The sequence below is a fragment of the Sphingomonas sp. F9_3S_D5_B_2 genome (assembly GCF_054263715.1).
Window position 1 is genome coordinate 1,105,817 of the sequence record NZ_JBSZFB010000001.1, and the last position, 17,703, is coordinate 1,123,519.

The 17,703-nt window shown below is 65.4% G+C and carries 25 protein-coding genes; 9 read left to right on the forward strand and 16 right to left on the reverse strand.

What is annotated here, in order from left to right; genetic code table 11:
- Positions 1-21: 21 nt before the first annotated feature.
- Positions 22-357: a DOPA 4,5-dioxygenase family protein gene (locus ACUXST_RS05395; protein WP_458388905.1), complete on the forward strand. Its 336-nt coding sequence runs from the start codon at positions 22-24 to the stop codon at positions 355-357.
- Here the strand turns inward: ACUXST_RS05395 and ACUXST_RS05400 are convergent.
- From ACUXST_RS05400 to ACUXST_RS05440, 9 genes are all read right to left on the reverse strand, one after another.
- Positions 354-1,250, reverse strand: a complete 897-nt coding sequence (locus tag ACUXST_RS05400; protein WP_458388906.1) for a branched-chain amino acid aminotransferase — start codon at positions 1,248-1,250, stop codon at positions 354-356. The two genes, ACUXST_RS05395 and ACUXST_RS05400, sit on opposite strands and share 4 nt — an antisense overlap.
- Before the next feature lie 9 nt (positions 1,251-1,259).
- Positions 1,260-2,075, reverse strand: a complete 816-nt coding sequence (locus tag ACUXST_RS05405) for a pyrroline-5-carboxylate reductase family protein (protein WP_458388907.1) — start codon at positions 2,073-2,075, stop codon at positions 1,260-1,262.
- A 12-nt stretch (positions 2,076-2,087) separates the two neighbouring features.
- Positions 2,088-2,597: a YbjN domain-containing protein gene (locus tag ACUXST_RS05410; RefSeq protein WP_458389020.1), complete on the reverse strand. Its 510-nt coding sequence runs from the start codon at positions 2,595-2,597 to the stop codon at positions 2,088-2,090.
- 2 nt (positions 2,598-2,599) lie between these two features.
- Positions 2,600-2,908: an accessory factor UbiK family protein gene (locus ACUXST_RS05415; protein ID WP_458388908.1), complete on the reverse strand. Its 309-nt coding sequence runs from the start codon at positions 2,906-2,908 to the stop codon at positions 2,600-2,602.
- Between the two features lie 96 nt (positions 2,909-3,004).
- Positions 3,005-3,529, reverse strand: a complete 525-nt coding sequence (locus tag ACUXST_RS05420; RefSeq protein ID WP_458388909.1) for a TspO/MBR family protein — start codon at positions 3,527-3,529, stop codon at positions 3,005-3,007.
- The gene (locus tag ACUXST_RS05425) at positions 3,522-4,235 is read right to left on the reverse strand and encodes a TlyA family RNA methyltransferase (protein ID WP_458388910.1); all 714 of its coding nucleotides are present in this window, start codon (positions 4,233-4,235) and stop codon (positions 3,522-3,524) included. Before ACUXST_RS05425 ends, ACUXST_RS05420 begins: the two co-directional genes overlap by 8 nt.
- A 20-nt stretch (positions 4,236-4,255) precedes the next feature.
- Positions 4,256-6,178 carry a 1-deoxy-D-xylulose-5-phosphate synthase gene (dxs, locus tag ACUXST_RS05430; RefSeq protein ID WP_458388911.1) on the reverse strand — a complete coding sequence of 641 codons (1,923 nt, stop codon included), beginning with the start codon at positions 6,176-6,178 and terminating at the stop codon, positions 4,256-4,258.
- A 94-nt stretch (positions 6,179-6,272) separates the two neighbouring features.
- The gene (locus ACUXST_RS05435; RefSeq protein ID WP_458388912.1) at positions 6,273-6,743 is read right to left on the reverse strand and encodes a Fur family transcriptional regulator; all 471 of its coding nucleotides are present in this window, start codon (positions 6,741-6,743) and stop codon (positions 6,273-6,275) included.
- Between the two features lie 43 nt (positions 6,744-6,786).
- The gene (locus tag ACUXST_RS05440; RefSeq protein WP_458388913.1) at positions 6,787-7,119 is read right to left on the reverse strand and encodes a MerC domain-containing protein; all 333 of its coding nucleotides are present in this window, start codon (positions 7,117-7,119) and stop codon (positions 6,787-6,789) included.
- 156 nt (positions 7,120-7,275) lie between these two features.
- Between ACUXST_RS05440 and ACUXST_RS05445 the strand changes: the two genes are divergently transcribed.
- Positions 7,276-8,343, forward strand: coding sequence for a COX15/CtaA family protein (locus tag ACUXST_RS05445; RefSeq protein WP_458388914.1), 1,068 nt, complete (start codon positions 7,276-7,278; stop codon positions 8,341-8,343).
- On the forward strand, positions 8,340-8,654 hold the full coding sequence (cutA, locus tag ACUXST_RS05450) for a divalent-cation tolerance protein CutA (protein ID WP_458388915.1): 315 nt from the start codon (positions 8,340-8,342) through the stop codon (positions 8,652-8,654). The genes ACUXST_RS05445 and cutA overlap by 4 nt, the downstream gene beginning before the upstream one ends.
- Here cutA and ACUXST_RS05455 read toward each other — a convergent pair.
- On the reverse strand, positions 8,651-9,679 hold the full coding sequence (locus tag ACUXST_RS05455; RefSeq protein WP_458388916.1) for a hypothetical protein: 1,029 nt from the start codon (positions 9,677-9,679) through the stop codon (positions 8,651-8,653). The two genes, cutA and ACUXST_RS05455, sit on opposite strands and share 4 nt — an antisense overlap.
- Positions 9,680-9,810: 131 nt before the next feature.
- Between ACUXST_RS05455 and ACUXST_RS05460 the strand changes: the two genes are divergently transcribed.
- Complete coding sequence (locus tag ACUXST_RS05460; RefSeq protein WP_458388917.1) at positions 9,811-10,056, forward strand: hypothetical protein; 246 nt, start codon at positions 9,811-9,813, stop codon at positions 10,054-10,056.
- 18 nt (positions 10,057-10,074) lie between these two features.
- Here ACUXST_RS05460 and ACUXST_RS05465 read toward each other — a convergent pair whose 3' ends face one another.
- Both ACUXST_RS05465 and ACUXST_RS05470 read right to left on the reverse strand, forming a co-directional pair.
- The gene (locus ACUXST_RS05465) at positions 10,075-10,605 is read right to left on the reverse strand and encodes a hypothetical protein (protein WP_458388918.1); all 531 of its coding nucleotides are present in this window, start codon (positions 10,603-10,605) and stop codon (positions 10,075-10,077) included.
- A gap of 81 nt (positions 10,606-10,686) precedes the next feature.
- Complete coding sequence (locus ACUXST_RS05470) at positions 10,687-10,989, reverse strand: hypothetical protein (RefSeq protein WP_458388919.1); 303 nt, start codon at positions 10,987-10,989, stop codon at positions 10,687-10,689.
- 447 nt (positions 10,990-11,436) lie between these two features.
- Between ACUXST_RS05470 and rplM the strand changes: the two genes are divergently transcribed.
- Positions 11,437-11,916 (forward strand): 50S ribosomal protein L13, encoded by a 480-nt coding sequence (gene rplM / locus ACUXST_RS05475; protein WP_458388920.1) that lies wholly within the window; start codon positions 11,437-11,439, stop codon positions 11,914-11,916.
- Positions 11,916-12,521, forward strand: coding sequence for a 30S ribosomal protein S9 (gene rpsI / locus ACUXST_RS05480; protein WP_458388921.1), 606 nt, complete (start codon positions 11,916-11,918; stop codon positions 12,519-12,521). The genes rplM and rpsI overlap by 1 nt, the downstream gene beginning before the upstream one ends.
- A 121-nt stretch (positions 12,522-12,642) precedes the next feature.
- Here the strand turns inward: rpsI and ACUXST_RS05485 are convergent, their stop codons facing one another.
- The 4 genes from ACUXST_RS05485 to ACUXST_RS05500 form a co-directional block, all read right to left on the reverse strand.
- Positions 12,643-13,134: an SRPBCC domain-containing protein gene (locus ACUXST_RS05485; RefSeq protein WP_458388922.1), complete on the reverse strand. Its 492-nt coding sequence runs from the start codon at positions 13,132-13,134 to the stop codon at positions 12,643-12,645.
- Positions 13,115-13,468, reverse strand: a complete 354-nt coding sequence (locus ACUXST_RS05490; protein WP_458388923.1) for an ArsR/SmtB family transcription factor — start codon at positions 13,466-13,468, stop codon at positions 13,115-13,117. The genes ACUXST_RS05485 and ACUXST_RS05490 overlap by 20 nt, the downstream gene beginning before the upstream one ends.
- A 99-nt stretch (positions 13,469-13,567) precedes the next feature.
- Positions 13,568-14,107 carry an SRPBCC family protein gene (locus ACUXST_RS05495; RefSeq protein WP_458388924.1) on the reverse strand — a complete coding sequence of 180 codons (540 nt, stop codon included), beginning with the start codon at positions 14,105-14,107 and terminating at the stop codon, positions 13,568-13,570.
- A complete protein-coding gene (locus tag ACUXST_RS05500; RefSeq protein WP_458388925.1) occupies positions 14,100-14,444 on the reverse strand; it encodes an ArsR/SmtB family transcription factor in 345 nt (114 codons plus the stop codon). The genes ACUXST_RS05495 and ACUXST_RS05500 overlap by 8 nt, the downstream gene beginning before the upstream one ends.
- Positions 14,445-14,553: 109 nt before the next feature.
- Between ACUXST_RS05500 and ACUXST_RS05505 the strand changes: the two genes are divergently transcribed.
- The 3 genes from ACUXST_RS05505 (at position 14,554) to ACUXST_RS05515 (ending at position 17,691) form a co-directional block, all read left to right on the forward strand.
- Positions 14,554-15,297: a ThuA domain-containing protein gene (locus tag ACUXST_RS05505; RefSeq protein WP_458388926.1), complete on the forward strand. Its 744-nt coding sequence runs from the start codon at positions 14,554-14,556 to the stop codon at positions 15,295-15,297.
- 133 nt (positions 15,298-15,430) lie between these two features.
- Positions 15,431-16,693: an amidohydrolase family protein gene (locus ACUXST_RS05510; RefSeq protein ID WP_458389021.1), complete on the forward strand. Its 1,263-nt coding sequence runs from the start codon at positions 15,431-15,433 to the stop codon at positions 16,691-16,693.
- A gap of 2 nt (positions 16,694-16,695) precedes the next feature.
- Positions 16,696-17,691 carry an alpha/beta hydrolase gene (locus tag ACUXST_RS05515; protein WP_458388927.1) on the forward strand — a complete coding sequence of 332 codons (996 nt, stop codon included), beginning with the start codon at positions 16,696-16,698 and terminating at the stop codon, positions 17,689-17,691.
- The last annotated feature ends 12 nt before the right edge of the window (positions 17,692-17,703 follow it).

The window sequence follows — 17,703 nt, forward strand, 5'->3', positions numbered from 1 at the left end:
GATCCGGACTATGGTCGCGCAATGACCGAGGCAGCGATCCGCGATTTCCATGCGCACATCTACTACGATCCGGATGAGGTCGATCTCGCCAGGCAACTTGCGGCGGCGGCGCAGGCGCGCTTCCCCGTTGCGGTCGGCCATTTCCATCTGCGCCCGGTTGGCCCCCATCCGCGTGGCAGCTGTCAGCTGACCGTCCCAACCGAGTTGTTCGGGGACGTTGCGCAGTGGCTGGCACTCAATCGCGGGCCGCTGACGATCTTCGCGCACGCGGAGACCGGCAACGACCTGGCCGACCATAGCAAGCATGTCATCTGGTTCGGCCAGAGCGAGCCACTCGAGCTGTCGATCTTCGACTAGGCGTTCGGAATGCGGCCGTTGACGAGGTCGTCGTAGTCTTTCGCGAGCTGCCGCGTCAGGTCGCCGACCACGAAATTCCACGGGCCGACGCACTGCACCGGCGTGACTTCGGCGGCGCTGCCGGTGAGGAACATCTGCTCGAAGCTCTCCAGCTCCTCGGGCCAGATCGGCCGCTCGACGACCTCGACGCCGCGTTGCCGGGCCAGGTCCATGACCGTCCGCCGCGTGATGCCGTCGAGGAAGCAGTCCGGTGTCGGCGTGTGCAGCGCTCCATCGCGCACGAAGAACACGTTTGCGCCCGTCGCTTCGGCAACGCGGCCACGCCAGTCCAGCATGAGCGCGTCGTCATAGCCGCGTGAGTCCGCATGCTGCTTGGACAAGGTGCAAATCATATAAAGGCCGGCCGCCTTCGACTCCGATGGCGCCGTGTAGGGTGCCGGCCGGCGCCACGGGGCGACTTCGAGGCGGATGCCCTTGGCGGCAACTTCCGGGTCGAAATACTTCCCCCACTGCCAGGCGGAGATCGAGAGGTGCGGCCTGGTGTTTCCGGCGGCGACGCCCATCGATTCCGATCCGCGCCAGGCCAGGGGGCGCATGTAGGCGTCGGTCCAGCTGTTCGCCTCCAGCACCTGCTTGCAGGCTTCGTTGATCTGCTCGACCGACCAGGGCAGCTCGAAGCCGAGCAGGCTGGCGCTCTTGCGCAGCCGCTCGCTGTGCTCGTTCAGTTTGAAGATGACGCCGTTATAGGCGCGCTGCCCTTCGAAAACGCTGCTCGCATAGTGAAGGGCGTGGGTGAGGACGTGGACTTTGGCATCGCGCCACGGAACGAGCTCGCCGTCCATCCAGATCCAGCCGTCGCGGTCGTCGAAATTGCCTTGCTGTCGAGGAGCCATCAGGCGCGCCTAGGGCAGGCGGGCGGCCTCGGCAAGTTGGCGGCCCCGGTCGGTGGCCGCCTCGATCGTCTGTCCGACGAGCGCATCGAGCCCTTCGTCGAGAATCGCCAGGCCCGCCTCTGTCGTGCCGTTGGGGCTCGCGACCCTGCGGGCGATCTCGTCCATGCTTTCACCGGCCGATGCTGCAAGCCATCCGGTGCCCAGCACAGTCTCGAGAGCGATAGTCGATGCGATCTCATTCGACAGGCCACGCGTCTCGCCGGCTTTGGTCAAGGCAGCGATGAAGCGCGCGACATAGGCCGGGCCCGACCCGGCGACTGCACCGACGGCCGAGAACTTGGCCTCGTCGGCCATCCAGGGTGCGAAGCCAAGCGGCGCGAAGATCTGCGCAAGGTCCAGCCGCGTCCTGTCATCCGCATCCTCGCTGTAGAGGGCAATGACCCCGCGGCGGATCGCGACAGGGATGTTCGGCATAGCGCGAACAATCGCACCGGCGGCGGGGAAGCGCTCCCGCAACGCTGCGGCCTCGACGCCGGCAAGCAGGGACACGATTGTCGGCCCGCCAATCAGCCAGTTGGCGAGTTCCGGCGCCACTTCATCCAGCTTCTGCGGCTTGAACCCGAGCACGACCAGCCGCGCCGGCACGCCTGCATCCTCGAATGTCGTAACCGTACGCACGCCCGTGACCGGCAGACCGCTTGGCCGGATCACGACGGCCGAGGACAGGTCGATGCCCGCCGAGCGCCAGCCGCCGACCATTGCCTGGCCCATGTTGCCGCAGCCAACGAACCAGGTCGGCTCGGGGAGTCTCGGAATATCCGTCATCAGTGGCGCCCCTCAGGCCTCGCCGTGCGTGTCGATGAGCGCCGCTGCAATCGCTTCGCTGGGCGACTTCCCGCCCCACAGGACGAACTGGAACACCGGGTAGAAGCGCTCGCATTCCTCGACCGCAGCTTCAGCGATCGCTTCCGCCTGCTCCAGGCTGAGACCGTCATCCTCGCGCGCGTCCAGAATTGTGGAATGGCGGAAGACCACAAGCCCCGACCCCGACCACAGCTCGAAATGGCCGAGCCAGAGCTGTTCGTTGATGAGGCTCAGCGCCTCGTGGACTGCGGAACGCTTTTCGGCCGGAACCTTGATGTCCGGGAACGCCAGGAATTGCAGCACCTGGTCCTCGGGCCGCCACACGCCGCGAAGCTCATACTGGGCCCAGCTGCCGGTGGCGGAAGCGACGATCTCGCCTTCGCCGGTGCGGTCGCAACCCCAACCGCGCGCCTCGAAATACTGCTCGAGAACCTCGATCGGAGCACCGTCGTCGCGCTCCTCCTGGACGTCTTCCTCGCTCAGGTTCACGCGTCCGGTCCCGCCTTCGGCTTGGGGGGCCGCTTGGCTCCCGTGGTTCCGGCGACTGGTCCAGCGACTTTCGCTTCCAAAGCGGCGATGCGGGCCTTCAGGATGTCGTTCTCGTCGCGGGCGGCAGCGGCCATGGCCTTCACGGCCTCGAACTCGTCCCGTCCGACGAAATCGGATCCGGCCATCCACTCGCGAAACTTCTCGCGCGCCGAACTTTCCGCCTCGCGGCTCATTCCCGCGAAGGTGCCGGCGAAGCCGTTCACCATCTTCACGAAGTCGTCGAACAGCCGGTTTTCGGACTGCATCGCATGTCTCCCTTTCGGCGCGGAAATAGGGATTTGCACCGCATTCCGCCACCCCGGCCGCCCAGACTATCCCCAACTGCGGGAGGATATCCCCAGTTATCGAGTGCCGAGCAGCGAGACTCCGGCGCCGGGATTGAGCTGTTCGATGGTCGCGTTCAGCGTCGCTGCAAACACCAGCCAGGTCAGGTACGGAATGAGCAGCACGCCCGCAATCTTGCGCAGCCGCATGAATTGCCCGGCCGCTGCGGCGGCAAGTGCGGCCATGACGAAGATGACGATCTTGGCGAGGCCGATGTCGCGGGCGCCGAAGAAGATCGGCGACCATGCCAAGTTCAGCACGAGCTGGGCGAAGAACAGGACCAGCGCGACCTTTCGCCGCTGCGAAGGCGGCAGCGCGAGGATCATCGCCAGCGAGATCCCCATCAGGAGGTAGAGGATCGTCCAGGCGACGGGGAACGCCCAGCCCGGCGGCATGAAGAACGGCTTCTGCAGACCGTCGAACCAGCCGTTGCCGTAACCGGAGTTCGACACCCACCCGCTCGCCCAGCCGAGTAGCAGGATGACCGGGCAGGAGATGAGCGCGATCCGGCGCCAGTCTCGTGGTTCGACAGCGTCAGCCATTCTTCTCGGCTCCAAGCAGGAATTCGACATTGCCCTCGGGTCCGGTGATCGGACTGGGGGTGATGCCAAGCACCGACCAACCCTGACTTTCAACCCAGGCCTTGGCCTCCGCACCGACGCGCTCGTGGACGGCCGGGTCGCGGACTACGCCGCCCTTCCCCACCTCTTCACGCCCGGCTTCGAACTGCGGCTTGATGAGGGCCACCAGTTTTGCGCCCATTTTGGCCAGCCTGAGCGGTGCTTCGAGCACCTTGGCAAGGCCGATGAAGCTCGCGTCGCAGACAACAACGTCCACCGCTTCCGGGATGATGCTGGCGTCCAGAGCGCGCGCGTTGGTCTGTTCGTGGACGATGACCCGCGGGTCCTGACGAAGCTTCCAGGCGAGCTGGTTCGTGCCGACATCGACGGCATAGACCTTCGCCGCGCCTCGCGAGAGCAAAACGTCGGTGAACCCGCCCGTCGAGCTCCCAACGTCCAATGCAACCGCGCCGCTGACATCGAAGTCGAAATGCGTCAGCCCGTGATCGAGCTTGATCCCGCCCCGCGACACCCACGGATGGTCCTTGCCCCGCACGTCCAGCGCTGAATCCTCGGGAAGCATCTCGCCCGCCTTGGCAATCTTCCGCTCCCCCGAAAACACCGCCCCGGCCATGATCAGCGCCTGAGCCCGCGTCCGGCTCTCGGCGAGACCGCGGGTTACGAGCAACTGGTCGGCGCGAAGCTTGGCTACGCCCGCACCTCTTCGACGCCGGCACTGTTCACCCGCAGCGCCTTGAGCACAGTTTCGATGATGCCCGGCGCGTTGAGGCTCGCTTCGTCGTACTGCCTGTCGGGCTTGTCATGCTCCTGGAAATAGTCCGGCAAGCGCATTGTGCGCAGCTTCAGGCCGCCGTCTAGCAGGCCCTCGTCGCTGGCGAGCGTGAGAACGTGCGCGCCAAGGCCGCCCACCGCTGCCTCTTCGACCGTCACCGCCACCTCGTGCGTGGTCAGGAGACGGCGGATGAGTTCATTATCAAGCGGCTTGGCGAACCGCAGATCGGCGACTGTGGCCGAGAGTCCCATTGCCTCGAGCTGGTCAGCGGCCTTCTCCGCCTCGACCAGCCGCGTGCCTAGAGAGAGAATGGCGACTTTCTTGCCTTCCCGGACGACGCGCCCCTTGCCGATCTCCAACACCTCGGGGACTTCGGGTAACTCGTGCCCTCTGCCTTCGCCCCGCGGGTAGCGCACTGCGATCGGGCCGCTGTCGTGCACAGCCATCGTGTGCACCATGTGGCAAAGCTCGACCTCGTCGGCCGCCGCCATCACCACGAAATTGGGCAAGGTACACAGATAGGCTAGATCGAACGCGCCCGCGTGTGTCGCTCCGTCCGCACCCACGAGGCCGGCACGGTCCATCGCGAAGCGCACCGGCAGGTTCTGGATCGCAACGTCGTGAACGACCTGGTCATAGGCGCGCTGCAGGAAGGTCGAATAGATCGCGCAGAACGGCCGATACCCCTGCGCGGCAAGCCCGGCCGCGAAGGTAACCGCATGCTGCTCGGCAATACCGACATCGAACGTGCGCTTGGGAAACTGCTCCGCGACCTTGTCGAGACCGGTGCCGGACGGCATCGCCGCCGTGATCGCGACCACCTTCTCGTCGCGCTCCATCTCGGCGCCGATCGCGCGGGCAAAAACGCTGGTGTAGCTCGGCGGACCAGCCGCGGGCTTGGCCTGCACGCCCGACACCACGTCGAATTTCACCACGCCGTGATACTTGTCGGCGGCATTTTCGGCGGGCGCATAGCCCTTGCCCTTCTTGGTGACGACATGGACCAGCATCGGCCCGGTCCTCGCGTCACGCACGTTCTCCAGCACCTCGACGAGCGCACGGACGTCGTGGCCGTCCACCGGACCGACGTAGTAGAAACCGAGTTCGTCGAAGAGCGTGCCGCCGGTCACGAACCCGCGCGCGAACTCTTCCACGCGGCGGGCGGTGCGGTGCATTGGCTCCGGCATCGCCCGGGCGAGCTTCTGTGCCAGCCGCCGCGGCGTCAGGTACTTTCCCGACGACACCAGCCGCGCCAGCGAGTTGCGCAGGCTTCCGACCGGCGGCGCGATCGACATGTCATTGTCGTTGAGGATGACGACGAGCCGGTTCTTGGCGCTCGCGGCATTGTTCATCGCCTCATAGGCCATGCCGGCCGACAGGGCGCCGTCACCGATCACGGCGATGGCCTTGCCGTCATCACCCGACAGCTTGTTGGCGATCGCAAATCCGAGAGCAGCCGAGATGGAAGTGGAACTGTGCGCGGCTCCGAACGGATCGTATTCGCTCTCCGCCCGCCGCGTGAAACCTGACAGTCCGCCGCCCTGGCGCAGCGTGCGGATCCGCTCGCGCCGGCCGGTCACGATCTTGTGCGGATAGGCCTGATGGCCGACGTCCCAGATCAGTTTGTCGTTGGGCGTGTCGAACACGTAGTGAAGAGCGATCGTCAGCTCGACCACGCCGAGGCCGGCACCGAGGTGACCGCCCGTCACCGACACCGCCGAAATCGTCTCCTGCCTCAGCTCCTCTGCGAGCTGCGGAAGCTGGTTCTTGTCCAGCTTGCGAATGTCTTCGGGGTACTGGACCGTATCCAGCAGAGGCGTGTGGGGCCGTTCGGACATGGGTGGCGCATATCCGGAACAGATGGCGATGTCATTAAATCGCCTGCCTTAATCGCCCTAAGCGGATGCTTTTCAGCAATTGCTCAGGAATTGCTCAGCTGTTTGGCTCTTCGCAATCGCCGCAAGTGCCGCGCACCTCGATGACCGGCCGCGCAGCGGAAAAGCCTGCGACTTTCGCCGCATCCCGGACGCCGCAGGTAAGGCTGTCGTCGTCGATATGGACGGTCTGCCCGCACTGGTCGCAGATCAGGAAGATGCAGTCGTGGAGGCAATCGGGATGCGCATTCGCGACGTATGCGTTGGCGCTTTCGACCCGGCGCGCCAGGTTGGAGCCGACGAACAGGTCGAGAATGCGATAGACGCTGTTGGCGGCGACGCGACGGCCCTGCGCATTGGAGACGGCTTCGGCGATGTCATAGGCGCTTGCCGGCTTGTCGAAGCCCGCCAGCGCCTCGAATACGGCTTCACGCATGCCGGTCCACTGTTCGCCTTCGCGAGTCAGCCGCGCACGCGCCGCATCGCGAAGCGAATCGCCTTGGTGGACCTGGTGATCGTGGCTGCTCATGAGCATGGAAGATTAGACCCCGCCGGCGTGACCGGCAAGCAATCTACAGGCGATCCTCGGTCGCCAGCACGTTGAGGCGGTGGCCGAGTGCGAGGATCATGACGCCAACCACGGTGTAAATTGCCTCGTGGCCGCCCTCGGGCAAGCTGAGCGCTCCAGCCATCACGCCGAGGCCGAGCGACCCGACGGAACTCGGCAGTAGAAATCCATGGTCGAGCAGCCCGCGACCAAGCGCGATCGTACCGAGGATCATGGCGAGCGCGAGGCCGACTTCGTGGATGATCGGACGGCCCAGGAAGCCGCTCGCCGACGCAAGCACTCCAACCAGGACCGCAGTACCGACGCAGTGCACCAGGCACAGCCCGGAAAGACCCATCGCGATTCGGTCGAGCCGGTTGCTAGGAACTGCATGCAGCATCATTGCCGCGCGATATAGGCCTCACCTGCAGGAGTGACAATATAACATCGGCCAGATTGCACATGAATTCGGCCAGCTTGCACTGACCACGGGGCAGGCATAGGCGCGCCGGACATGAATACCGCTTACGCTTCAACCGCTTCGACCGGCGTGCCAGCAGCCGATCGGACCCGGCCGTGCGCCCTGTCGCACCTGCTCCTGGTCGTCGCCGGGCTGGTGTTCGCGATGGTCGTCGTCGGCGGCATCACGCGGCTCACCGAGAGCGGATTGTCCATTACCGAATGGAAGCCGGTCAGCGGCGCCATCCCACCCCTCACCCACGCCGACTGGGTGCGTGCGTTCGAACTCTATCAGGATACGCCCCAATATCGCGAGGTCGCCGGGCCGGCGGGCATGTCCCTCTCCGGCTTCAAGTTCATCTTCTTCTGGGAGTGGGTGCACCGGCTGCTCGGCCGGGTCCTCGGCCTCGTCTTCTTCGCCGGAGTTGCCTGGTTCGCAATCAAGCGGGCGATCCCCAAGGGATTCACGTGGAGACTCGCAGCCCTGTTCATCCTCGGCGGTGCGCAAGGCGCAGTCGGCTGGTTCATGGTCATGTCGGGCCTTGAGGGGCGCACGGAGGTCAGCCCCTATCGGCTTTCCGCGCACCTGCTGTTTGCCCTGTTCCTGTTCGCGGCACTGATCTGGAGTGCGCTCGACCTTCGCGCGATTGCGAGGGACCGGCAGCCGTCGCGCTTCACCGGCTGGGGCGCTCTGGCGCTCGGGACCTTGTTCATCCAGCTGATGCTCGGCGCGTGGGTCGCCGGGTTCCGCGCCGGCTACGTGTCGAACACTTGGCCCGACATGAACGGCAGGGCCGTGCCTGAAGGGATCGACTGGTCACACGGCCCCCTCTTCGCCATGACACACGACCAATTCCTTCTCCATTTCATGCACCGCTGGTGGGCGTGGGTCGTAGTCGCCGTGCTCGTCCTATTCGCGCGGCGGGTGAAGCAGGTCGAAGGAGCGCGCGCAGCCTCGATCGCGATCCACTCCGCGTTTGGCACGCAGATCCTGCTGGGCATACTGACGGTGCTTTCAGGCATCGCCATCTGGCTTGCCGTCCTTCACCAGGCGACCGGGGCGCTGCTCGTCGCCGCGACGGTCTGGGGCGCCCACGAGCTTGGGCGACGCCAGCTCGCATGAGCGTCATCTCGGTCTACGCGATCTTCGCCGATGCCGCCGAAGCGGAGCGTGTCGGGCGCGACGTGATCGAAGCGCGTCTCGCCGCTTGCGTGAACATCCTCGGCCCGGTGCGGTCGATCTATCGGTGGAAGGGTGAAGTGCAGAGCGCGAATGAAATTGCGGCGATCTTCAAGACCTCCGACGAAAGCGCCGACGCATTGATGACGAGGATCGCGGGGCTTCACAGTTACGACGTGCCGTGCGTCGTCGCCCTGCCGATCGAAAAGGTGCTCGGTTCCTACGCAGAGTGGGTCGAGGACAGCGTCGGCTAGGCGCTTCCGCCGGGCTGCGGCAGGAATGGCGCGCACGGCTTGCCGAGGTGGTCGGCCATCGCTTTCACCCACGCCATGTTGAAGCTCCGCTCGTGCAGCGCGGCTGCAACGTCGACGTGTTGCCGAAGCGGGTATCCCGCGTTCGACAAGCGCTCTCGCATCGCGGCAAGATCGTCTTCCGACACTTCGTCGAGTGCTGGCGCGATACGTGTGAGACTTCCAAGCTGCTCGGCCATGCGTAGCGCGTCGGCGCGCAGCAACAACGCCGCCCCGCGCCATTCATCCTCGTCGATCAGCCTGCTCACCGCCAGCGCAAGGTCCAGCATTGCGCCGAGCGCTGACGGCCACCCTGCACCCGTCCCGGTCGACCGGAAATAGATTAAGGAGGGATGGGCGGCGTGGCTCTGGCGGACCGTGGTGCACCAGTCTCTGGCTTCACGCAAAATGTGCGGGATCTCTCCCGTGCTCGCCAGGGCTGCGTAGTTCTCGAGCAGTCCAAGCGCCGATGGCGGATCGCCAGCCGACGTGTTCAGCTTCAGTATGCCGACGTCGCGGCGCGCGATACTGCTCTGGACCTCGAGCAGGTAAGTGACCGCCATGGTGATTGCGGCAAGGCCACAGAAACCGCATCCGATCACGACCCACCTGCCGACACCGACCGCCGAGCTGCCGCTCAGCCCGAGCGTCACCATGCTGCTGCCGGCAGTGTACATCCCGTCGCCCAAGCTCTTGAGGGGAGGATTGAAACGATCCCCCACCGCCTGAAGCATCAGCCCGAAACCGACCATCATCAGCACGGTCCAGATCGCGAACGACGCAACCAGCAGCACTGGCGCGAACGTCGATGAGATTCCGCGCCGCGGCCGCAGCCGCCGCCAGGCCGGCAGAAGCAGGTGGAGGAGTCGGCGGGAGATGTGCAGCGACGCCCTGCTGCCGCCGGGGACGACGACCGTTTCGAAGACGTCCCGCAAGATCATGCAGACCAGGCCGAGGCCGATGACCATCTCGACGATGCGGACCAGCATGGCGGCTCAAGCGCCAAGCAGGCAAAAGGTTGCTGCGCTGGGGCCCGTGTCGAAAACCCCCGTCCCCCACTCCCCGCGGTGGAGCGGGCGAAAGTTTGCAAAATCAGCAACTTCGAGATGTTTGTGCACGAGTGCGTAATCCAGGTGAATCACGTGGCGGAACGCTCGTGGTAGGTGATGAGGTTTGGGGGTATCCGTTGCCAAGCTACAGGCTGTACCGGCTCGATGGAGCAGGCAAGATCGTCAGCGCGGAATGGGTCGAGGCGTCCAGCGACGCCGAAGCCGAGCAGCACGCGCGCGATCGCGGACTGCCGGTCACTTGCGAGATGTGGGAACGCAACCGCCTCGTCGCGACCATCGAGCCGCACCGCGGGTAAGGCGGCGCGGCTCCAGGCTCAGCTTTGATGGACAGGTCCGCTGGGCTTTGCAGCCGCTGGCGGACTCTTTGCCGCCGCGCACTCGCCACTCACATTGGAGATGACCTTCGGCGGCTTGCCCGCGCCATCGGCAATCACCTGCGTCGATCGCAAGCATCGATGCCCGTTCTCATCGACCGTCACGCTCGAATAGCTCGTGGTCCCGGCCGGCAAGTTGCCGAATGCAGCAACGTTCATCCCTGCGCCCGGAGCGGCCAAGGGCTGACGGGCGACCTGGTCGATCTGGCGCATTGCAGCGGCCATCTCGCGGTCCATCTGCTCGAACAGTCCGCCGAACGCCGGCAGCGGCATTCCGGCCGGCACGCCAATCCCTGCCGAGGGCGCAACCGTCACCTTCGGAGGAACGTCGCCGACATATTCCACCCGAGCGACGGAGCCGTCAGGCAGCGGGACCGTCATGACATGCGTTGAATGGGCAGCACCGACCGCAGTCCCTGCTGCGCCCGCCGCGATGATCGCGGCAACACCAAGTCTGGAAAGCTTGCGCATCAAACGTCTCCCAACATCTGAATCTGCTTGCGATGGCGCGAATCTATCGCGGGATCCTGAACGGCAGATTGCCGCGGCAGACTAGGATTTCGACTGTTCGTCCGAGTCGTAAGGAATGTCATCGAGCTGGCTGCGGAGACGCTCGATCTCCTCGGTGTCCTGCCCCGCCTTGCTGTAACGGGCCTCGAGTTCGGCTTCCTCGGCCGTCTGGTCGCGCAAGTAGCTGATCGTCAAGCGACGGCCGAACACTTCGTCGCCCCGGATCTTGATCTCCGCCTCGTGCTCGGGGGGCAGGCTGTCGCGAATGGTCTTGAGGTAGCGGATCAGATCCTCAAGCGAGGTGTATTCGCTTATCTCGATGAAGTCCTTGACCCGTCTCGGCACCGAAAAGGCTTCTCCCGCGCTGCGACCGCAACACATGCGTTGGCGTGATTCACGCGGGGACTAGGGCGGCAGCAGCGGTGGTGCAACCGCCAGCCGGATGGCGCAATGCGGCGGCTGCGGTGAAGCGGGCCGGCCGCGCCATTCCGGCGCGGCCGGATCATCGAACCCTTAGATAACTCCGAGAAGCCAGAGAATCAGGATAAGGATGAGCAGTCCGCCAAGACCGATGTACATCGCACACTCCTCCGTTTCGCTCTCCCAACAAACCTGTGGCAGAGACTGTCGTTCCAATCGTTCCGCAACCGTTTCCTTCCTGTAAAGGTATGATTTTACCTTCAGCGAAACGCCCGCTTTTGCTTGACTTTCCGGAGCCCAGACGCAAATAGCGCTCCCGACGGCGGCGCGCTTTGTGCCGCCTTTCTCATTTGTTTCGAGAGGTTCACCGCCATGAAGGCGCTGATGAAGACGACCAAGTCGGCGAAGCCGGCCGAGGTCGAGAAGAAATGGCATCTGATCGATGCCGAAGGCCTGGTGGTCGGACGCGTTGCGACGATTATCGCCAATATCCTGCGCGGCAAGCACAAGCCGAGCTTCACTCCGCATGTCGACTGCGGCGATCACGTCGTCGTCATCAACGCCGACAAGGTCCGCTTCACCGGCCGCAAGCTGGAGCAGAAGATCTATTACAAGCACACCGGTTATGCCGGCGGGCTCAAGGAGACGACGGCGGCCAAGGTGCTCGAGGGTCGCTTCCCGGAGCGCGTGCTCGAAAAGGCTGTCGAGCGCATGATCCCGCGCGGTCCGCTCGGCCGTGACCAGATGCGTGCGCTGCACCTCTACAACGGCACCGATCACCCCCACGCGGGCCAGAACCCTGAAACGCTCGACGTCGCGTCGATGAACCGCAAGAACAAGGTGGGCGCATAATGGCCGACAAGAAGTCCCTCTCCGATCTGGGCGAACTGACCAACCCGAAGCCGGAAGCGCCCGTTGCCGATGCTCCGGCCGAAGCCGCGGCTCCACAGGCTCCCGCACGCGAGGGCCGCGAAGGTCGGGAAGGCCGCGAAAAGCCGGTCGACGACCACGGCGTTTCCACCCAGGGCCCGCAGATCGAGGCAGTGCTCCGTGAGCAGCAGCTCGACAAGCACGGCCGCGCCTACGCCACCGGCCGCCGCAAGGACGCCGTCGCGCGCGTCTGGCTGAAGCCGGGCTCGGGAAAGATCGTCATCAACGGCCGCGAGCAGGAAGTGTATTTCGCTCGCCCGACCCTTCGCCTGATCATCAACCAGGTGTTCGACGTCACGGACCGCAAGGGCCAGTACGACGTCGAGGCGACGGTCGAGGGCGGCGGCCTGTCGGGACAGGCGGGCGCAGTCCGTCACGGCATCTCGACGGCGCTGACCCGCTATGAGCCGGCCCTCCGCACGACGGTCAAGCGCGAGGGCTTCCTCACTCGCGACCCGCGCGTCGTCGAGCGCAAGAAGTACGGCCGCGCCAAGGCACGCCGCAGCTTCCAGTTCTCGAAGCGCTAAGCGAACACAGCGCGACCGGTGCGCAGCACCGCGCCGCGGTGCGAAGACATACCGACTGCCGGCAGGCAGACAAAAATGGGCGGCCGGGGACACCCGAGCCGCCCTTTTCCTTTCTGCGAGACTAAGCGTCGCTCGCCAGCAACTCGGCCAGCTGGTCGAACTGCTGCGGGAGGCCCTTGGCCGCGCCGGACATCGCCTCCTCGAGCGCTTCCTCCGACGCGAAGCTGTCGCGATAGGTGACCAGCGTCTTGTCGCCACGATCCTCGAACGTGACCGTCGTCACTGCCCCATCGTCCTCTCCCTCGTCGTTGGTCCAGACGATCTTCTGGTTCGGAACGACCTCGAGATACTTGCCATGGAAGGCCGTGGTCTGGTCGCCTGCCGCGAACTCCAGCCGGTACTTGCCGCCGGCGCGGACATCCATGTCACAGCCGACCAGATTGATCCCGGCGCCCGCAGGCACCCACCAGCGGCGGAAGATCGACGGGTCGCTCCAGGCCTTGAACACCATCTGCACGGGCGCGTCGAACAGCCGCGTCACGGCCAGTTCGCGGTCCGACAGCCGCTCGACACTGGTGGGGTTCGTCGCGGTGCTAGTTATTTGCTGATCCATTTTCTTCCTCCTGTTTCATGTCCTCGAGAATTGCGTCGAGCGCTTCGAACCGCGCCTCGAAAAGCTTGCGCTGCGAGTCGATCCACTCCGCCTCCGCCGTGAGTCCGCGCTGCCCAAGCCGGCAGGTGCGAACGCGCCCGACCTTTTCGGTTTCGACCAGCCCGGCCCGTTCCAGCACGTGGACGTGCTTCTTCATGCCCGTCAGCGTCATGTGAAAGCGATCGGCGAGGCTCGTGATCGACGCGTCGCCGCGGCCGAGCTGTGCCAGCACCCCGCGCCGCGTCGCGTCGGACAAGGCAGCAAAGGATGCGTCGAGATCTGTATACTGAACCATGTAGTTCAGTGTTAGGGCTGCGGTTGCCGCCGTGCAAGCACAAAAAAAGGGGCGGCCGGATCGCTCCAGCCGCCCCTCTCACGTCGGTCGGTCGATCGATCAGGCGAGCGCCTTGGCCACCGCCTCGCGCGACTTCGCGTGCAGCGCCCAGAAATCCCGCACCGCGCGCCCGGCCAGCCTCTCCTCGAGCATGGCGAGGTGCGACGTCCAGCCGCCGCCGAAGTCCTGGAAGCCGGTCGGACTGGTGATGGCGCTGTGCGTCAGCACCAGGCGAGTCCGCTCGCCTTGCGGGAACAGTTCGTAGGTCACGATACCCTTGTCGACGCCGAAGGTGGTTTCGAGCAGCCGCGGCGGTTCGAAGCGGATCACCTTTTCGCTCCACGTCCGGCCCTTCGACTGCGCGTAGCTCTCCGGATAGGGCACGTCGTCTTCAGACAGCTGATCGTGATCGACCACCATCTCGAACTCGCCGCCGGCACGCGCGTCGGTTCCGCCCATGAACCACTGCCGGCGAAGATCCGCCTCCGTCAGGTAGCGCCACACGGTCTCGGCCGGCGCGTCGAGCACCCGTTCGAGCCGGATCGCATCGGAACCGATGCGCTCGATTGGTGCCCGCACCTGTGTTGCAGCTTCAGCCATTTTCCGTCTCCTTCTTGGATTTGTGCGATTCAACCAGCTCCTCCAGGCGGTCGAGGCGGACCGTCCAGAATTTCTCCCACTGCCGCAGCCAGCGCTCCGCTTCGGCAAGCGGCTCGGCGTTGAGCGTGCACAGCTGCATCCGACCGACCTTGCGGCGCGCGACCAGCCCGGCCGACTCCAGCACTTTCACGTGCTTGGAAGCGCCTGCGAAGGTCATGTCGAACGGCGCCGCCAGTTCACCCACGGACTTCTCGCCGAGCGCGAGGTTGGCGAGCATTCCCCGCCGGGTCGGATCGGAAAGCGCGTGGAAAGCAGCATCGAGTCGATTATCAACCATTTAGTTGAATTACGGAAAGTCGCTTGGATAGTCAACCATCAGGTTGAACAATTCCAAACAGGCCCGTTGGGGCTTTCCCATTCGCCGCGTTCGCTTCTACGTTCGCGGCATGCGCAAACTGATCCTGCTTCTTCTCGCCCTCACCTTCGGGTTCGAGCCCGCCGCGATTGCGCGGCCGCCCCAAGCTATCCTCATCTACTCGGGGACGACCGGCTACCGCCACGAGTCGATCCCGGCCGGAATCAAGGCGGTGACAGCGATTGCTAGCCGGCGCGGTCTCAAAGTCGAAGCGAGCGAAGACCCGAACGTCTTCTCGGCCGGCAACCTCCAGCGCTTCCGGGCGATCGTCCTCTTGAGCTGCACCACCGACCCGAAGAACCCTGCGTCGGAATGGCTGGTGGGCGCACGGCGCGATGCTCTCCAGGGCTTTGTCCGCCACGGCGGCGGCATTCTTGCGATCCATGCGGCCGCCGATTCGCACTACAACTGGCCGTGGTACGGTAAGATGATCGGCGGTCACTTCGCCCGTCACCCGACCGGGACGCCGCAGGGCATCGTCCATGTGACTCCCGGCCTCGGCTCCATCGTTGCTGGTCTCGGAGCCACAAAGAGCCGCACCGACGAATGGTATTATTTCGATGATTACGACCCGACCTCACGTCTGCTGATGACGCTCGATCCGGCTTCGATCAGCGAGAAGGACGTCAACCCCAACCCGGCAAGCTGGACGCGCGAAGTCGAGGGCGGCCGCGTCTTCTACACCGCGATGGGCCACACTAGGGAAAGCTATTCAGACCCGTGGTTCCTTCGCCACCTGGCCAACGGGCTCGACTGGGTTCTGAATCGCAGATGATTGGGTCTTTCCTACCGGCCCACTTCTGTGTTCCAAATCGCGCATGATGAAGCGTCCCCTGCCCGTCCTTCGATCCAAGCTCCCCACACGCTCGCGTGCAAACCAGCGCGCACGTCCGCGAGTCAGTGTGAACATTGGGAACATTGGGCGTGTCGTCGCACTTGCTGCGGCCCTCTTCGCGGCGCCTGCCAGCGCGCAGTCATTCCTGTTGCGTCCGGCGCGGGTGTTCGATGGCGTCAATCCGGCACCGCACGCGGGCTGGTCGGTCCTCGTCGACGGCGACCGTATCACCGCGGTCGGACCAGATGTCGTCGCACCGGCGGGAGCGAAGGTCATCGACCTTCCCGGCGAGACCCTCATCCCCGGCATGATCGAGGGCCACTCCCACCTGTTCCTCCACCCCTACAACGAGGCGAAGTGGAACGACCAGGTGCTGCACGAGCCGTTGGCGCTGCGCACGGCGCGCGCGGTCGTGCACGCCGGGAAAACGCTGATGGCCGGCTTCACCACCGAGCGCGACCTGGGCACCGAAGGCGCCGGTTACGCCGACGTCGGCCTCAAGCAGGCGATCAACGAAGGCATCGTGCCCGGACCGCGTCTGCTGGTCGCAACCAAGGCGAACGTCGCGCGTGGTGCCTACGGCCCCAAAGGCTTCGAGCCCGGTGTTGCGATCCCGCAAGGCGCGGAGGAGGTCAGCGGCGCCGACGAGATGACCCGCGCCGCCCGCGATCAGATCGGCGCCGGCGCCGACATCATCAAGATGTACGCCGACTATCACTACATGTCCGGGGAGCCGAGCCGGCCGACCATGACGCAGGCCGAAATGGCAGCGGGCGTTGCCGTTGCTCACGACGCCGGACGCCAGGCCGCCGTTCACGCCACCACCGCCGAGGGCATGCGCCGCGCGGTCCTGGCCGGCACTGACACCATCGAGCACGGCTATGGCGGCACGCCCGAGGTGTTCCGCCTGATGCACGACCATGGCACCGCCTTGTGCCCGACGCTCGGAGCGTCGGAAGCGTACGCGCGCTATTTCGAAAACTGGAATGGCCAGGAACCCGCGCCGGAGAGCGTCGAGGAGAACCGGCGCTCCTTCCGCATGGCGATGAAGGCCGGCGTGAAGATCTGCATGGGCGGCGATGTCGGCGTGTTCACGCACGGCCAGAACTGGCTCGAGATGGAGGCAATGCAGCATGCCGGCATGGCGCCCGCGGAAGTGATGGTCGCGGCAACCTCCGGCAATGCGCGCATCTTTCACTTGTCCGATCGCGGCGAGGTCAGGCCCGGCCTGCTCGCGGATCTCGTAGCGGTCGACGGCGATCCGACGCGTGATGTCTCGGCCGTCCGCAACGTGCGTTTCGTCATGAAGGGCGGTCACATCGTCAGGGGGCAGTAAGCGTGAGCATCGAACGAAGGACATTCCTCGGCAGCGGGATCGCCTTGCTTGCCGCCGGCGCCGCAAAGGCCGCGGGGCAAGACGCACCGACGCCGTTCGCGAGCGATCCGGCAGCGCCCTTCTGGCCGCCGCGCGAGCGCTTCCCACTTTGGCCCGGGACGCCGCCTGGCGCGCCGAAGCGGAAGATTCTGCCCAACTGGACGATGAACGTCCCGGCCCCGAACCGGGAGCTGTGGATCCGCGGGGTGCCCTTTCCGGAAGTCCACGTGTTCCGCGCTGCCAAACCGGACGGGTCGGCGCTGCTGTCGCTGCCCGGCGGAGGTTACGAATTCCTCTCGGTGCAGAACGAAGGCATCGACGTCGCCGAGCGCTTCAATGCGGAGCGGACGACCGTGTTCGTCCTTACCTACCGGCTGCCGGGGGAAGGCTGGAGCGATCAGTGGCTAGCGCCGCTGGCGGACGTCCAGCGCGCGATGCGCCTCATACGGAGCCGGGCTTCGGAACTGAGGATCGATGCGGCGCGGCTTGGCGTGATCGGCTTTTCCGCAGGCGGCCACCTCGCGGCTGATCTCGGCGTCTCCCACGACGCGCCCGTCTACAGGCCCGTCGACGCCGCCGATCGGCTGTCCGCTCGGCCGGCGTTCCTCGGCCTCATCTATCCGGTCACGACGCTGATCAATCCCGGGCAGTCGAGCACGTCGATGAACGGCCTGCTCGGCGCGTCGGCGCCGGCGGGGACGCTGGAGCTGCGCTCACCGGTGCTGCACGTCACCAAGGACACGCCGCCGACGTTCCTCGTCCACGGCGCCGAAGACCACACGGTACCCGTATGGCATAGCTTTCGCTGGGCGGACGCCTGCTGGAACAACGGCGTGCCCGCCGAGCTGCACGTCTTTTCAGAAGCCGGGCATGGCTTCGGGCTGCACATCCCAAAAGACCAGCCCGGCTCGCGCTGGCCTGACCTGTTCGCCTTGTGGGCACGCAAGCACGGGGGCTGAGCTCCCGGCGCT

Excerpts from the sequence above, each read along its gene's own strand:
- ACUXST_RS05415 (WP_458388908.1), bottom strand. The coding sequence starts at position 2,908 with ATGCAGTCCGAAAACCGGCTGTTCGACGACTTCGTGAAGATGGTGAAC.
- ACUXST_RS05435 (WP_458388912.1), bottom strand. The coding sequence starts at position 6,743 with ATGAGCAGCCACGATCACCAGGTCCACCAAGGCGATTCGCTTCGCGAT.
- ACUXST_RS05440 (WP_458388913.1), bottom strand. The coding sequence starts at position 7,119 with ATGGGTCTTTCCGGGCTGTGCCTGGTGCACTGCGTCGGTACTGCGGTC.
- ACUXST_RS05485 (WP_458388922.1), bottom strand. The coding sequence starts at position 13,134 with ATGGATCAGCAAATAACTAGCACCGCGACGAACCCCACCAGTGTCGAG.
- rplM (WP_458388920.1), top strand. The coding sequence starts at position 11,437 with ATGAAGGCGCTGATGAAGACGACCAAGTCGGCGAAGCCGGCCGAGGTC.
- ACUXST_RS05395 (WP_458388905.1), top strand. The coding sequence starts at position 22 with ATGACCGAGGCAGCGATCCGCGATTTCCATGCGCACATCTACTACGAT.
- ACUXST_RS05445 (WP_458388914.1), top strand. The coding sequence starts at position 7,276 with ATGAATACCGCTTACGCTTCAACCGCTTCGACCGGCGTGCCAGCAGCC.
- ACUXST_RS05495 (WP_458388924.1), bottom strand. The coding sequence starts at position 14,107 with ATGGCTGAAGCTGCAACACAGGTGCGGGCACCAATCGAGCGCATCGGT.
- dxs (WP_458388911.1), bottom strand. The coding sequence starts at position 6,178 with ATGTCCGAACGGCCCCACACGCCTCTGCTGGATACGGTCCAGTACCCC.
- rpsI (WP_458388921.1), top strand. The coding sequence starts at position 11,916 with ATGGCCGACAAGAAGTCCCTCTCCGATCTGGGCGAACTGACCAACCCG.
- ACUXST_RS05420 (WP_458388909.1), bottom strand. The coding sequence starts at position 3,529 with ATGGCTGACGCTGTCGAACCACGAGACTGGCGCCGGATCGCGCTCATC.
- ACUXST_RS05465 (WP_458388918.1), bottom strand. The coding sequence starts at position 10,605 with ATGCGCAAGCTTTCCAGACTTGGTGTTGCCGCGATCATCGCGGCGGGC.
- ACUXST_RS05505 (WP_458388926.1), top strand. The coding sequence starts at position 14,554 with ATGCGCAAACTGATCCTGCTTCTTCTCGCCCTCACCTTCGGGTTCGAG.
- ACUXST_RS05500 (WP_458388925.1), bottom strand. The coding sequence starts at position 14,444 with ATGGTTGATAATCGACTCGATGCTGCTTTCCACGCGCTTTCCGATCCG.
- cutA (WP_458388915.1), top strand. The coding sequence starts at position 8,340 with ATGAGCGTCATCTCGGTCTACGCGATCTTCGCCGATGCCGCCGAAGCG.
- ACUXST_RS05400 (WP_458388906.1), bottom strand. The coding sequence starts at position 1,250 with ATGGCTCCTCGACAGCAAGGCAATTTCGACGACCGCGACGGCTGGATC.
- ACUXST_RS05405 (WP_458388907.1), bottom strand. The coding sequence starts at position 2,075 with ATGACGGATATTCCGAGACTCCCCGAGCCGACCTGGTTCGTTGGCTGC.
- ACUXST_RS05490 (WP_458388923.1), bottom strand. The coding sequence starts at position 13,468 with ATGGTTCAGTATACAGATCTCGACGCATCCTTTGCTGCCTTGTCCGAC.
- ACUXST_RS05455 (WP_458388916.1), bottom strand. The coding sequence starts at position 9,679 with ATGCTGGTCCGCATCGTCGAGATGGTCATCGGCCTCGGCCTGGTCTGC.